At 40.6% G+C, this 14,083-nt stretch carries 12 protein-coding genes; 6 read left to right on the top strand and 6 right to left on the bottom strand.

The features are described from left to right. Positions 1 to 15 precede the first annotated feature (15 nt). The gene (locus CLV99_RS06450) at positions 16 to 459 is read right to left on the bottom strand and encodes an acyl-CoA thioesterase (RefSeq protein WP_133583652.1); all 444 of its coding nucleotides are present in this window, start codon (positions 457 to 459) and stop codon (positions 16 to 18) included. Positions 460 to 504: 45 nt separating this feature from the next. After that, positions 505 to 1,770, bottom strand: a complete 1,266-nt coding sequence (locus CLV99_RS06445) for a DUF819 family protein (protein ID WP_133583651.1) — start codon at positions 1,768 to 1,770, stop codon at positions 505 to 507. A 259-nt stretch (positions 1,771 to 2,029) separates the two neighbouring features. On the opposite strand from CLV99_RS06445, the gene CLV99_RS06440 reads away from it, so the two are divergent. Together CLV99_RS06440 and CLV99_RS06435 are read left to right on the top strand one after the other, a co-directional pair. Then, entirely contained in the window at positions 2,030 to 3,301 is a 1,272-nt protein-coding gene (locus tag CLV99_RS06440; protein ID WP_246032705.1) for a Gfo/Idh/MocA family protein, read from the top strand. A 2-nt stretch (positions 3,302 to 3,303) separates the two neighbouring features. Further along, positions 3,304 to 4,377, top strand: a complete 1,074-nt coding sequence (locus tag CLV99_RS06435) for a Gfo/Idh/MocA family protein (protein ID WP_133583649.1) — start codon at positions 3,304 to 3,306, stop codon at positions 4,375 to 4,377. Here CLV99_RS06435 and CLV99_RS06430 read toward each other — a convergent pair. Next, positions 4,374 to 6,263: an OmpA family protein gene (locus tag CLV99_RS06430; protein ID WP_133583648.1), complete on the bottom strand. Its 1,890-nt coding sequence runs from the start codon at positions 6,261 to 6,263 to the stop codon at positions 4,374 to 4,376. The genes CLV99_RS06435 and CLV99_RS06430 overlap by 4 nt on opposite strands. Positions 6,264 to 6,344: 81 nt before the next feature. After that, a complete protein-coding gene (locus tag CLV99_RS06425; protein ID WP_133583647.1) occupies positions 6,345 to 6,968 on the bottom strand; it encodes a 7-carboxy-7-deazaguanine synthase QueE in 624 nt (207 codons plus the stop codon). A 140-nt stretch (positions 6,969 to 7,108) separates the two neighbouring features. On the opposite strand from CLV99_RS06425, the gene CLV99_RS06420 reads away from it, so the two are divergent. After that, a complete protein-coding gene (locus tag CLV99_RS06420; protein WP_133583646.1) occupies positions 7,109 to 9,544 on the top strand; it encodes an Ig-like domain-containing protein in 2,436 nt (811 codons plus the stop codon). A 10-nt stretch (positions 9,545 to 9,554) separates the two neighbouring features. On the opposite strand, the gene CLV99_RS06415 is transcribed toward CLV99_RS06420, so the two are convergent. Continuing rightward, entirely contained in the window at positions 9,555 to 10,493 is a 939-nt protein-coding gene (locus CLV99_RS06415; RefSeq protein ID WP_133583645.1) for a zinc dependent phospholipase C family protein, read from the bottom strand. A 115-nt stretch (positions 10,494 to 10,608) separates the two neighbouring features. Here CLV99_RS06415 and CLV99_RS06410 point away from each other — a divergent pair, with 115 nt between their 5' ends. The 3 genes from CLV99_RS06410 to CLV99_RS06400 are packed head-to-tail and all read left to right on the top strand — an operon-like array spanning position 10,609 to position 13,245. Further along, complete coding sequence (locus tag CLV99_RS06410; protein ID WP_133583644.1) at positions 10,609 to 11,595, top strand: glycosyltransferase family protein; 987 nt, start codon at positions 10,609 to 10,611, stop codon at positions 11,593 to 11,595. Beyond that, positions 11,592 to 12,365 carry an FKBP-type peptidyl-prolyl cis-trans isomerase gene (locus tag CLV99_RS06405; protein WP_246032704.1) on the top strand — a complete coding sequence of 258 codons (774 nt, stop codon included), beginning with the start codon at positions 11,592 to 11,594 and terminating at the stop codon, positions 12,363 to 12,365. The genes CLV99_RS06410 and CLV99_RS06405 overlap by 4 nt, the downstream gene beginning before the upstream one ends. Then, on the top strand, positions 12,352 to 13,245 hold the full coding sequence (locus CLV99_RS06400; protein WP_133583643.1) for an aldo/keto reductase: 894 nt from the start codon (positions 12,352 to 12,354) through the stop codon (positions 13,243 to 13,245). Before CLV99_RS06405 ends, CLV99_RS06400 begins: the two co-directional genes overlap by 14 nt. 24 nt (positions 13,246 to 13,269) lie before the next feature. Here the strand turns inward: CLV99_RS06400 and kdsB are convergent, their stop codons facing one another. Next, on the bottom strand, positions 13,270 to 14,013 hold the full coding sequence (gene kdsB / locus CLV99_RS06395) for a 3-deoxy-manno-octulosonate cytidylyltransferase (RefSeq protein ID WP_133583642.1): 744 nt from the start codon (positions 14,011 to 14,013) through the stop codon (positions 13,270 to 13,272). Positions 14,014 to 14,083 lie beyond the last annotated feature (70 nt).

Below are 14,083 nucleotides of genomic sequence, written 5' to 3'. Positions count from 1 at the left end.
AGAAATCGTATTGGCCTACGCATTTATTTCGATGTAGCTTTCTGCTTTAGGGATTTTTTTTAATATTTCATACCATTCCGCGGGAATGTCTGTAAGCTTTCTTTCGACTAAATTAAGCCAAGCTCCATCTACATTAACTTCTGCAGCTTTGTCCCCATTTTCTTTGTATATAATATGTTGAAAAGAAAAACGTGCATTTTTTAAATTTAACTTTGTCAGTAGAATCTCTACTTTAATATATTCATCAAGTTGAACTTCTCTTTTGTAAATGAGTTCTTCCCTAAAGAGAATTGGACCAATTTTTTGTTTGGCAAATTGATCTAAGGAAAGTCCTAAGGTATTTAACATATTGCTTCGGGCCTGTGCGCAAAAATCCGCGTAGGCAGAGTGTCTGAGGTGGCGATTGGCATCTATCTGAGACCATAGAACTTGTCCTTCGTAAAAAATATTATTCCCCATAGTTATTTATTGATTTTTTTCAATTTAAACTTAAGATATACAAAACTAAATAGGTGATACCATTTGCATTAGAATTGCGGTCAGCCAGCCTGCGTACGTTCCTATTGCATAACCGAAGACAGCCAAGATTACACCAACTGAAATCAGGGACGGATGAAAGGCGGCAGAAGTAACAGACGCGGAGGCGACCCCACCTACATTAGCCATACTTCCTACGGCAAAATAGAAGAATGGTACTTTGAAGATTTTACCAACGATGAGAAGGAGTAATGCATGGAAAGACATCCAGATAATGCCAACCGCAAATAATCCCATATTGTCTGCAATAGCCGAAACGTCCATCTGCATGCCTATGGTGACAATAAGCATATATAAGAGGACTGAGCCTATTTTAGAGGCTCCAGCATTTTCAAGTTCTTTAGCAGGAGTAAAAGACAGTGTTATACCTATAATCGTGGCAAATAGGATAATCCAAAAGAAGCCGCTTGTCAGTGAGAACTGTTCAAGCTGCGGATAGTTTGTGGCTAGGAAATCCGCTACAGGGTTAGCTAGAAATGTAGCAAGACCTGTACCTCCAAAAGCTAGAGCCAACATAATAATAAAGTCTTTTGTCTGTGGTGTACGGGAATTCGCCTGCGTTTTTTCTTCCATTTTCTTCATCAATTCGTCAACATCTCTAGAGTCTGCTTTGAAGAACTTGTCGAATTGTTTTACCTTACTCGCTCCGTAAAGCAAAAAGGCCATCCATAGATACGCCACGACAGCATCTACTGCAATAATAGAAGAGAATAGCTTTGGCGATGGTTGAAGGATTTCTTTGAGGGCTACTTGATTGGCGCTTCCACCGATCCAGGATCCTGCAAGAGAACCTAGTCCTCGCCATACTTCATCTGGGCCGACACCACCTACAACTTGCGGCGCAAAGAGTGATACAAGCCAAACTGCTAGCGGTCCGCCGAGCAATATACCTATTGTACCTGTTATGAACATTAAGCCTGCACGTTTTCTGAGTGCCCACATTTGTTTTAAATCAAGACTGATAACGAATAAAATAAGACAGGCAGGTAATAGGTAGCGACTGCCCACTGCTGTCAATGGAGAGTTTGCTCCATCAAATACGTGGAGTGAGTTGAGGATCCCAGGAAGAAAGTAGCATAGCAATAAAGGAGGGATAACGTTGTAAAATCCTTTGATGTATTTGTTTGATAAGGATGAGGTATAGAATACAAGGCCAAGTATAGCCATTAGGATTCCTACAATAACGGCTGTGTCAGTAATTAAAGGTTCGGCAAGGACTGTTTGGTTATCCATTTCTTTTGTAATTGTTTTTGGTCTAATAGTGCTCTTTTTTTTCCTTGAAGAGACTATTGTTGTGTTTTGAATATGTGTACTAAAAAGCGTCTTCTAGAATCGCTAATGCAACGGTTAGTGATGACGGTGATTTTATTATTTTTTGTGAATTTATAGATTAATTTTGATAAAAGTGGTAACGAATTCTTTACTATTTTGTATTTGCATTGGTAATACGTGTATATTATTATAACTTTAGTTTTGTATTCAAATAAAAACTATGAATTTCTCTAGACGTCATTTTATAAAAAGTAGCGGCATAGCATTGGGAAGTCTCCCATTTATTTCGTTAGCTGATCAGTTTGGTGTATCGAAAACAATTAAGGTTGGACTTGTGGGGTGCGGTGGAAGAGGTACCGGTGCCGTTGTTCAGGCGTTGGCTGCGGACTCCAATGTCGTGGTCACGGCACTAGCAGATGCTTTCCAGGATCAGATAGATCAAACGCTTCTTATTTTGAATAAGAAAGATGCTCAGCGCACAGATGTTCCGAAAGAACGGCAGTTTGTCGGTTTTGATGGGTACCGAGCATTAATTGATTCGGGGGTAGACGTTGTGCTGTTGTGTAGTCCACCTAATTTCAGACCAGATCATTTGGCCTATGCTGTAGAAGCTGGTAAACACATTTTCTGTGAAAAACCAGTAGCAGTAGATATTCCTGGGCTGAAGCGAGTGATGGAAAGTGTTCGCATAGCCAAGGAAAAAAAGCTAAACTTAGTTTCGGGCTTTTGTTTCCGGTACTCTACTCCGAATAGGGAGATAATGCAGCGCGTCCAAAACGGTGATATAGGTGAAGTTAAATCAGTAACCACATTCCGTTATGGTGGAGAACTGACGCTGAAGGAGCGAAAGAATACGTGGACGGATTTTGAATACCAATTACGTAATTGGTATTATTTCCAGCGATATGCTTCGGATTTGATCGTAGAGCAGTCTATACATAGTGTTGACTATATGAACTGGATTATGGGGAATAAATTACCTAAGTCAGTGAGTGCTACGGGAGGAAGACAGAGCCGTTCATGGGAATTATTGGGAAATACATACGATCATTTTGCGGTAGAGTATGACTACGGTGATGGTGTAAAGGGAATGCATTTTTCTAGACAGCAGAATGGTACTGAATCACGGAACTCTGTGGAGGTAAATGGTACAAAGGGATTTGTTGACGTTAATATTATGAAGAACTATAATATACATGGAGATAAGGCTTTTGAGTATGGAGGAAAGATTAATAACATGTATCAAACGCAACATGATGAGTTGATGGCTGCAATTTCAGGTGGAAAGCTGGTGAATGACGGTGATTTTATGGTCAACTCGACCCTATTGGCTATTTGGGGTAAATTAGCTGCATACACTGGCAAAAGACTCTCTTATGAACAGATTATGGCTTCTACAGAGGAATTAGGTCCCCATTCTGAAGGTTATAATTGGTCTATGTCGCCAGATGTAACTCCTATTGCTCAACCCGGATTTAAGCCATTTGTTTAAGTATGGTAGGGCCTATAAAAATATTAGTAGTCGGTTGTGGTAACATGGGGGCTTCTCATGCTAAGTCTTATCATGGCAATCCTGATTTTGAAATAGTCGGCCTGGTGTCGCGAGGTGATAGCAAAGAGAGGCTTAATCAGGAGCTAGGAGGGAAGTATACTTGCTTTGATGATTATCAGGTTGCACTTAGTACAACGCGACCGGATGCGGTGTGTATTTCTACTTATCCTGATACGCATGAAGCTTATGCAGTCCTCGCGTTTGAACATGCTGCGCATGTTTTTATTGAAAAACCTTTAGCAGATACTGTTCTTGGTGCAAAGCGCGTTGTCGATGCTGCAATCCAAGCAAATAAGAAGCTGGTAGTCGGTTATATTTTGAGGCATCATCCTTCCTGGATTCGCTTTATTGAGGAAGGACGGAAAATGGGAAGTCCGCTTGTTTTTCGCATGAACCTGAATCAGCAAAGTCAAGGTTATATGTGGGATGTACATCGTAACCTGATGCAGAGCTTAAGCCCTATCGTCGATTGCGGCGTTCATTATATTGATGTGATGTGCCAGATGACTGACTCGAAGCCTATTGCTGTTTCTGCAATAGGGGCTAGGCTTACGGATGATATACCCAAGGATAATTATAACTATGGTCAGCTTCAGATTAGATTTGATGATGGTAGTGTCGGTTGGTATGAAGCAGGATGGGGGCCGATGATGAGTCAGACTGCTTTTTTTGTAAAGGATGTCATTGGACCTAAAGGAGCTGTTTCTATCGTAGCAAATGATGCTTCAAAAGATGGCAATTCGGACTCTGTCGAGTCCCATACTAAGACGGAATCAATACGGGTACATTACGCTGATTTGGACCAAGATAATAAGCTTACTAAAGCTGATGAATGGATTAATCTGACGGATGAGCCTGATCACCAAGAACTGTGTGACCGTGAGCAGACCTTCTTTCGGGATGCCATATTTGATGATTTAGATCTGACAAAGTCGATGGCAGACGCTGTCAATAGTTTGCAGATCGCATTAGCATGTGATGAATCGGTTCGCACAGGAGACGTCGTCAAGCTCTAGCGTAGTATGACTTCGGTGCGACGGTTACGTTGTCTTCCGTCGATTGTATCATTATCACCAATTGGTTTAGTATCCCCGTACCCCGTACTTATTACCCGGGTTGCGGGGATTCCTTTTGAAAGGAGGAATTTTGCTATTGAACTCGCTCTATTTTCGGAAAGACGCTGATTATGTATTTTATTACCTGTGTTGTCGGTATGTCCTGCTATTTCGATCGTTACTTTAGGATTCACCTGAAGAAATTTTAAAAGGAGTTGAAGTTCGGTTTCTGATTTCTTTAGCGGAATAGCACTGTCGGTGTCAAAATAGATATTGTTCAATTGTGCGATACTTCCACTCCGAATAGGTTGCAAAAATACGCTACCCTCAAAGACCTCATCTTTTAATTCTGTATTCGAGATATCATATTGCTTTGAATCAAACATGTACCCCTCTTTCTGGACGTGTACGGCATAGTTGGCACCTACGGGTAGTGTAGCGATAAACTGGCCATCCTCATCGTCAGAGTCACTGAGGTATACAATCTCTCCATTTGATGTGTTTGTTACTGAAATGATAGCGGATAGTGGTTCTTTGCTTTCGGCATCATATATCGTTCCTTGTATATAGGCTACGGCGATAGGTTGCAATGGTTTGGGAATATTTAGACTGTATATGTCTAGCTGGCCAGTTGAGTCAGCAGAGGCTATGTAGCCTATTGTGCCATTCATCGTTACATGTATTCCCGTTTGGTCGTAGTTGTTATTGATGGGACGTCCTAGGTTGGTCGGATAGCTCCATTGGCCAAGACTATCAAGTTGGGTTTTGAACAAATCGAACTGTCCAAAACCAGGCCATCCTTCGGAAGCAAAATAGAGTGTTCTATTGTCTGCATGTATATAAGGAGCTCTTTCGTCGAATGGGGTGTTCACTTTGTCACCAAGATTTTGCGGTGTTTGCCATTTTCCATCGGCTGATAATTCGCTCTTCCAAATGTCACTGCCTCCCATTCCTCCAGCTCTATTGCTTACAAAGTATAAGGTGCGTCCGTCCGAAGATATTGCGGGTTGGGCTTCCCATCCTTTTGTATTGATGGGGGCTCCCAGATTATGTGGAGCACTCCAGGTGCCTTTTTCAAATTTGGAAACATAGATGTCACAGCTCCCCATACCATTAGGACGGTTGCAGCCTGTGAAAAATAGATATTTTCCGTCAGGAGATATCGTGTGCGCGCCTTCATTGAAAAAGTCCGAATTTATTGAGCCGGAAATTTTTTCGGAGGAGGACCAGTTTCCCTCGTTAAAGTTGCTTTCAAAAAAATTCTCCTGATTGTTGCTCTTGCGCGTAAAGATTATTCTTTTTCCGTCTGCTGTTAGTTTAGGGAAGTATTCGTCATCAGAAGTGTTGATAGCGGGAGGGAGCCTCATAATCTGTATATCCTCCTTGCTGTTATAGTGGATTGCAAACTCGCAGTCCTGTATATATTTCTGTACCTTTTCTCTACCTTTTTGTGATAGGTTTCCTGTAGCATAATTAGTAAGGTTGACCAAGGCCTCTTGATACAGGCCTACACCGAGTTGGGATTCGCCTAACCCGAATAAAGTCAGATTGGTTAGATCCGGTGCTATTTGCAGTACTTTCTTATAGAGAGGGATTGCTTCCTTGTATCTTTTTTCTAGGCGATAGATGTCGGCGAGTTGTTGATAGGCCGTGGCAAATGTAGGGTCAAGAAGGATAGCCTTTTTGAGTTCTTCTTTAGCTTGGGATTTGTTTTGTAATGAAAGCTGTTTTGAAGCATTTTCATAAGCCGCTTGGGCCTTCTTATTTGGAGAGGAGGTCTGGCCAAGCGTCAGTAAAGACCAGCATGTCAATACAAAAAAACAAGATATTTTAAAGAATGAATTCATTACCGTTATTGCTATAATATCCGATATAGCTTTTATCTTTATCGGATATTAAAAGTAGAGAACTTTCTTCGAAATAACGAATTAAGGAATATTCAAGAATTTATGGGTCTGTAGGGAGATATCCCAATGTGGGTTATCCTTGACATATTCAATGATCAAGGGCGTTATCTCATTCGCTTTAGACCATTCTGGTTGAAGGTACAATTTGCAGTTCGGCCCCACCTGACTAGCATGTTCTTCGGCCCATTTGAAGTCGCTCTTATTGAAAACAATAACTTTTAATTCACCGGCAGCCTCTAATACCTCTGTTTTTGGCCCTTTGAATTTTTTAGGGGATAAACAGATCCAGTCCCAAGTACCACTGAGCGGGTAAGCTCCGGAGGTCTCGATGAAAGTCCTAATTCCTTCTTCTTTTAGTCGTTTAGTGAGGTAATCAAGGTTGTATATTAAAGGCTCCCCTCCAGTTATTACAACAGTTTTTGCAGGATGCTTTTTCGCATTTTCGACAATTGTCTCAGCATCAGTAAGAGGATGTAGCTCAGCGTCCCAGCTTTCTTTCACATCACACCAGTGACAGCCTACATCACAGCCACCAAGGCGGATGAAATAAGCAGCTTTACCAGTATGGAATCCTTCTCCTTGAATCGTATAAAACTCTTCCATTAATGGAAGCTTTGTGCCGTTTTCGGGAACTTGATGTGACATTATCTTGAATTTTACAGGTTGCAAAGTTAAGATAAATAAACTAAGGATAGACCATCTAAAAACTTTAAATTCTATTGTTGTGGTTTTATTGCAAATATATTATATTTGATACAGTCCACTTGGACACATCTATCTATGCTATGAATATGAAATGGAACATGCTCCTATTTACGGGCTTGTTTTTTTGGATGAATAGCGTTCTAGGGGAGGGATCTAAAGATTTATACCCCGCTAAAGTTGAAGGTAACCGGGCTTTTTTAGTTTCGTTGCCTACTGGAAGGAATGTTTTCGCCAATCAAGCCGCACACTACGTTTACGCTGTGGAGGGAGAGACTATTGCAGTCGCTTCCAGCGCTCAGAATATCGGGATGGGACGTGTTAAACTCACTGCTCCAGACGGTATGAAATACGAAACAGCCGCAAACGATGTCGGGCGTATTTTGCAGTTCGAGGGATCTACCCGTAAAGCTGAACTAGCCGGTCCTCGTGTAGGGTATATTCCTTTTGAAATTTCTGTATCTTCTGGACAATCTGGTATCTGGTGCGTTGAATTTGGTGCACCCGATGATAGCGAGATTAATGCTGCACTTGTTACCCCTCCTAATATTAGGGCTGATGAGGAATGGACACAGGAGACAGAGGGGAGTTTGATTTCTGCGTGGGATGTGTCCGTTCGAAATATTAATAATACAGATTGGTTAGTTGGTAGAGTCTTTGTCTCTGTATTACAATTGCATATATCGCGGGAGAGTCTTGCCGATAAAGATGGAGCTTTTTATGGACGGAACTATGTATTGACAAATGATGGATATATTTATCATGTCGATGGTAACGGGAGTCATGGTATTGATTTTGCCTATTTTGTAAATAGTTCAGGTATTCTAAACGAGAAGGGTAAACCTTCTTATAAGAGTGCAGACCAACAGAAAGGAGCTAAGTTTCATAGCCCCAATGACGAAGATGAAGACCTGCATGTTACTCACAAGATGTTCTATAGTCTCCCAGATAGCAAGATGCCTGCAGAAAGTAGAGGAGCATTTCCGGGAGGTAGGAGTTGGCTTTTTAATCCTCAGCATATTATTGATGTGAAGAATATCGGTATAATACGAGAGGATAAGTCTACAAATCGCATTGATAGTAAAGGTGTCTTTATGAGTTTCCAGACAAATTATAAAGGACGTTATAAAGCAATCATAAGATCAAAATCACCCAATCATCCCTTCGCCCCACGCGAAATTGGCGTCGAAGCAGAAGAAGGAGTGAATCGCTTTTTTTGGGACGGTTTGGATGGTGATGGGTATTTTTTGCCTGAAGGTACGAATTATCCAATAGGTATTTCAGTGTCCTTAGTTAAAGGAGAGATTCACTTTCCTTATTTCGACATGGAAATCAATCCTAATGGAATTGCGGTCGATCGTGTCAATATAGATGGAAGTATACATAGCGATGCGATTATGTTCTGGGATGATTCAGATATTACGGGAGGGTTGCCTAGTGAAAGGTCCAATCCTCGTATGAATAATGTTGGTAGCCCTAGCCGTATGGATGGACATCGCTGGGGGACATATACTGCGACTAAGCTGATACCGGGATCATCCAATGGAGGGTATGGTGCATATAGTTATGGGAACGAGCGTGCAATGGATACATGGACTTATACGGCGCAACTGCAGGCTGAGACAACCGAAAACATTAGTGTTGGAAGTGAAACGCCTATTAAAGAAGGTAGTCCCCTGCCATCTGCTAAGGAAAAACATGTTACACTCTATCAAGGAAAAAACGTTACGTTTGATTTGTTTACGAAGGCCGAACTCGACGCTGCTTCAGAGCGTATAGGAAGTATAGAGATTGTGGCGTCACCAATTCACGGAACTGCAGTTGTGACTGGCACAACCGCTTTTTACAGTGTATTGGATGAATCTTTTGTTGGTACTGATGAGTTTGTCTATCGTGTCTCTAATGAGGCGCAGACAGCGAGTATAGAGAATACGGTGTATCTACAAGTGTTGAAAACAACTCCTATTGCGAAAGATGATTTTTTTGATGTTGTATATAATTCTGTTCATATTCTAGACGTCGTTAACAATGATTTCGTTGAGCATACTTATTTGAATAAAGAAAGCATTCGTATTGTGGATTATCCGGCTAATGGACAGTTGTATAAAGACAATGACGGTAAATGGATCTACCAAGCGAACGATCAGTTTATTGGGGTTGATAAATTTACGTATCAAATCATGGATGGTAATGGTAATTGGTCAAATGTAGCTACAGTGACGCTTAATATTAAAGGTTTATTAATCCCTAATACGATCACGCCAAATGGAGATTCTAAGAATGATACGTTTCACATTATAGGATTGTCTACCTTTGATCAGGTCGAGGTGAGTGTCTTGGATCGTTCAGGACGGATTTTGTTTAATTCTAGTAATTATAAAAATGACTGGATAGTTCCGGCTAACGTAACCAATGGGGTGTATTTTTACCTCTTTAAAGGGAGTAAATATGGTCAAAAGCCGGTTGTTAACAAAGGGGCACTTATGATTCTAACGTCAGGCACTAGTTTTATGAACTAATATTACCTTATCAATGCCATTCTTCACGTCCAAGTGTCTTTTGGCCTTTAGGCTCTATTAGCGAGGGAGAGTCTGTGTCTTTTACTTTTACATTGGGCAACGTTGGTTGTCCAGCATCCACCCAGGCCGAATACCAGAAGGACGCGACCTGTAGTATTGATGCTCTTAGGCGTCTTTCTACCATTCCGTTTAGTGCCTGATGGTACCGTGTTGCATAGGCATCTGAATACGTGTATATCAGCTGGTTGTTTCTTTCGACATAGGCCTTTCTCTCAGATTCTTTAAACAGCTGTGAAAGCATTTTCTCAATTTGGAGTACAGAGTCTACAAGAGCGTTGCTTTCTCGGACAATATTCCAGGAGGTGGTAAGTGGATCTTCAATATACTCAGCTCTTTTGATAAAATAATTGTAATCATTTGAAAACATTTCCGGTAGCCTTGTTTCCCAAAAAGCGTGTATTCCGATTTGGTTGCTATACTGTCCGTTATAGTTACTGCTTGTGTGCAGCGGAACGTGTGCGTCGGCGATATAATGCCCTAAGTCCGCGCTATACTGAATTATTTTCTTTTCATTTTTTGTCTGAAACGCTTTTATGAGATTCTGATAGGTTTTTGAAACTTGCCAAGGTACGATCCCTTGTGCCAATAGTTTGCGTTCTGTAAATTTTTCGACTGCTTTACTCCAGTGTATCGGAACTGAATCAATGTTTTCGTAGCGGTCGATATCAATGTAGTGCCGAGGACCTTCAACCGTATCTATATAACAGCGTTTATCTGCATCAACGGCTTTTTCAGTAATGAGTTTTATGTTTTTCTTGAAGAATGTGGAGATTTCTGTCGGTAGTAGAAAAACAGCTGTTTCGTTGATTTTTTTATGTGCATAGAAACCCCATGATGAAAGGAGGGTAGACAATGCTAATGATGAAATTAAAAGAGCTGTCTTTTTCATAATATGCTGGTTATGAGTTTAAAGATAATAAAACAAATGAGTTAACTATAATTTAATAAAGGAAAGCAGATCAAATGAAAAAAAAACAGTATTTTCGATTTACTATAGATAAACGATGAAAATATTATACGCCATACAAGGAACCGGAAATGGTCATCTTTGTCGCGCAATGGATGTTATCCCTTGCTTACAGCAATTTGGTGAAGTAGACGTATTGATCAGTGGTATTCAGGCTGATATCCCATTACCTTTTGAAATCAAGTACCGGTTACATGGTCTTAGTTTTATTTTTGGTAAGAGTGGAGGCGTGGATCTATGGAAAACTTTTATGAGCTCTACAATACGGAAATTTATTCAGGAAATAAATTCAGTTCCTGTAGAGAAGTATGATCTTGTCATCAATGATTTCGAACCTATTACAGCCTGGGCCTGTCATACTAAAGATATACGTTGTATAGGTTTGAGCCATCAGATAGGGGCTTTGCATCCCGATAGCCCAAAACCAGATGAGGGGGATATGATGGGAAAATTTATAATGAAAAACTATGCACCTGTGTCAGATGCCTATGGATTTCATTTTAAATCTTATCACAAATCCATTTATACACCAGTAATCCGTGAGCCCATCCGTAGTTTAGAACCTACAAATAATGGACATTATACGGTTTACTTACCTTCATATGACGATGCACATCTTTTAAAGCATCTGACCAAATTTGAAGGGGCAAAGTGGGAAGTTTTCTCGAAGCATAATTCTAAATCTCTACGTTATAAAAATTTAAGTATCAATCCAATAAATAGTGATGCGTTCGTGAAAAGTATGGCTTCATCAGAAGGAGTTTTATGTGGAGCTGGATTCGAAACACCTGCAGAGGCCCTATACTTGGGAAAGAAGCTTCTTGTGATCCCGATGAAGAATCAATATGAACAGCATTTGAATGCTGCGGCTCTAGAAAAAATGGGTATTCCTGTTATTAAAAGTTTGAAGAAGAAGTATGAATATGATATTGAGCTGTGGTTGAATGATAATAATCCAATAGTAGTCGATTATCCTAACCATACGATGTCTATTATAGAAACAATTGTAAATAACCATAAATGAAATTTAAAGTAATGTGTGCTCTAGCTATGGTGAGCGGAGCTTCTTTGTGTATTGCGAACGCGCAGACAAAATCAAAAAAACAACCTGTAAGAACACAAAGCAACGCTAGGTCTACAGGAAAGACTGTCTCAAAAAGTGCTCCTGCAACAAATGCGTTGGTTTTAAAAACAGAGAAGGATTCGTTGTCTTATGCATTGGGTACGGATATCGCTAGGTCCTTGAAAGGAAATGGTTTTGATTTAGATTTAAAAACACTTGCGGCAGGTATTTCTGCTTACTATAAAGGCACAGATGTTCTGCTTACAGAGGATAAAAGTACGGAGATAATCCAGGCTTCTGTACGTAAAATGATGGAACAGAAGAATGCAGAACTTCGTAAGCCAGGAGAGGAATTTCTGGCAAAAAACAAGCTTAAGCCTAATATTAAGGTGACCGAAGAGGGGGTTCAGTATGAGGTACTGGCGGAAGGGACTGGTGCGCAGCCAACTATCTCTGATGAGGTTTTAGTCCATTATTTGGGCACGCTGCCTAATGGCGAAAAATTTGATAGTTCCTATGATCGAAATGAAGCATTGAGTCTTCGGCTGACGGGCGTGATCAAGGGCTGGCAGATTGGTATCCCGTTGATGAAAGTTGGTAGTAAATACCGCTTTTTTATCCCTTATAATTTGGCTTACGGAGAGCGTGGTACGGGAGGTATTCCTCCTTTCAGTCCGCTAATATTTGAAGTCGAACTTCTAGAGATAAAAGCTAAGGATGCTGCTGAATAACCTCGGTAGATCGGGATTTAAGGTTTCTGCCCTTGGTTTTGGGGCAATGTCGCTCTCCGGTAAGGATCAAGAAGCCGATCTGAAATTGATAAGGACAGCCTATGGCGAAGGAGTTCGTTACTTTGATACGGCGGATTTGTATACAAAGGGTGAGAACGAAGTGCTATTGGGAAAGGGAATAAAGGCGTTTCGAAAAGAAATCATATTGGCTACAAAGGTAGGAAATGTTTGGAATGAAACAGGTGAGGGATGGGGATGGGATGTCTCAAAGAATTATATCAATAAAGCTGTAGATGCTTCATTGAAGAGGTTGCAAACAGATTATTTGGACCTATATCAATTGCACGGAGGTACGATTGCTGATAGTTTCGATGAGGTAATCGACACCTTTGAGCGCTTGAAAGAGTCTGGTAAGATTCGAGCTTATGGACTTTCCTCAATTAGGCCTAATGTGTTTACATACTATGCCAAAGCGGCCAGTATATCGTCCAATATGATGCAATATAGTCTGTTGGATACGCGTCCTGAGGAATATTTAAATTTTCTTAAAGCACAGGAGGTAGGGGTGATTGCACGCGGAGTGCTGGGGCAAGGGCTTTTAATCAACAAACCCGCAGCGGAGTATATTGAGCTAGACGTCAAGGATGTGGAAGCAACCCAGATAAAAATTGAATCTGTAGCCCATGCGTATGGGGTATCATCCAGTACAGTTGCACTAGCTTATGTTTTAAGGGATGCAGCTGTTTGTAGCGCATTAATTGGAGTGCGTACTATTGCACAGTTCACCCACCTGATTCAAGCTTACCAAGAAATCGAGCAGTTGCGAGATGCTGTATTGGATGACTTGGGAACTCAAATACGGTATGAACAACATCGATAGTTTTGAGGCTAATATTTTTTAGCCTCAACTCTTGAAATATTTTTGAATAATTTGCTGTAAATCCTCAGGAGTATCTATTGCGTCATTCGTGTGATTGGATATTGCTGTATTAATCCTGAATCCATTATCTAGCCAACGTAACTGTTCTAATGCTTCCATCGCTTCCAGATCTGAATAGGGTAGATTAGCTATTTCCTTCAATACATCTACACGATAACCATAGATACCAATGTGATTGTAATAAGGCCTAAGTTTTAACCAGTCTTCTTTTTTTGCTCCTCTTAAAAAGGGAACTGTCTGTCTAGAGAAATAAATGGCCTCTCCATTTTTATTCAAGACTACCTTCGGTTTGTTTTCATTGAATAATTCTTCAGAAGTTTCGACTTTGCGTACCAATGTGGCGATCTGGGTTTGGGGGCGTTCAAAACAGGTTGTTAATAGGTCTATTTGTTGTGGATCAATAAAAGGTTCGTCTCCTTGTATATTTATAACGACATCAAATCCTTGAATATTTTCAATGACTTCGGCGCAGCGGTCGGTTCCAGATTGATGCTCTGGTTTCGTCATCGCAACATTTCCACCAAAACTCTTGATATGCTCATATATTCGTTGGTCATCTGTAGCGACAATAACCTCACTTAGGGACGACGCGTGTTTGGCTTGATTGTATACACGTTGTATCATACTAAGTCCTCCAATATCTACCAAAGGTTTGCCTGGAAATCTTGAAGAATCGTATCGTGCGGGAATTATACCTATCGTTTTCATTTGTATGTACTATATATTGAGGAAAAATAACAATAAATCTCAAATAAACCATGAAAAAGGCGCCTGTTTT

The organism is Sphingobacterium yanglingense (assembly GCF_004363245.1).
Taxonomy (GTDB): Bacteria; Bacteroidota; Bacteroidia; order Sphingobacteriales; family Sphingobacteriaceae; genus Sphingobacterium; species Sphingobacterium yanglingense.
Note: the sequence above shows the minus strand (reverse complement) of the source record. Positions and strands in the feature narration are given on the sequence as shown.

Coding starts and splice junctions, on each gene's coding strand:
- CLV99_RS06410 (WP_133583644.1), top strand. CDS start 10,609: ATGAAAATATTATACGCCATACAAGGAACCGGAAATGGTCATCTTTGT.
- CLV99_RS06400 (WP_133583643.1), top strand. CDS start 12,352: ATGCTGCTGAATAACCTCGGTAGATCGGGATTTAAGGTTTCTGCCCTT.
- CLV99_RS06425 (WP_133583647.1), bottom strand. CDS start 6,968: ATGTCACATCAAGTTCCCGAAAACGGCACAAAGCTTCCATTAATGGAA.
- kdsB (WP_133583642.1), bottom strand. CDS start 14,013: ATGAAAACGATAGGTATAATTCCCGCACGATACGATTCTTCAAGATTT.
- CLV99_RS06405 (WP_246032704.1), top strand. CDS start 11,592: ATGAAATTTAAAGTAATGTGTGCTCTAGCTATGGTGAGCGGAGCTTCT.
- CLV99_RS06430 (WP_133583648.1), bottom strand. CDS start 6,263: ATGAATTCATTCTTTAAAATATCTTGTTTTTTTGTATTGACATGCTGG.
- CLV99_RS06450 (WP_133583652.1), bottom strand. CDS start 459: ATGGGGAATAATATTTTTTACGAAGGACAAGTTCTATGGTCTCAGATA.
- CLV99_RS06415 (WP_133583645.1), bottom strand. CDS start 10,493: ATGAAAAAGACAGCTCTTTTAATTTCATCATTAGCATTGTCTACCCTC.
- CLV99_RS06420 (WP_133583646.1), top strand. CDS start 7,109: ATGAATATGAAATGGAACATGCTCCTATTTACGGGCTTGTTTTTTTGG.
- CLV99_RS06440 (WP_246032705.1), top strand. CDS start 2,030: ATGAATTTCTCTAGACGTCATTTTATAAAAAGTAGCGGCATAGCATTG.
- CLV99_RS06445 (WP_133583651.1), bottom strand. CDS start 1,770: ATGGATAACCAAACAGTCCTTGCCGAACCTTTAATTACTGACACAGCC.
- CLV99_RS06435 (WP_133583649.1), top strand. CDS start 3,304: ATGGTAGGGCCTATAAAAATATTAGTAGTCGGTTGTGGTAACATGGGG.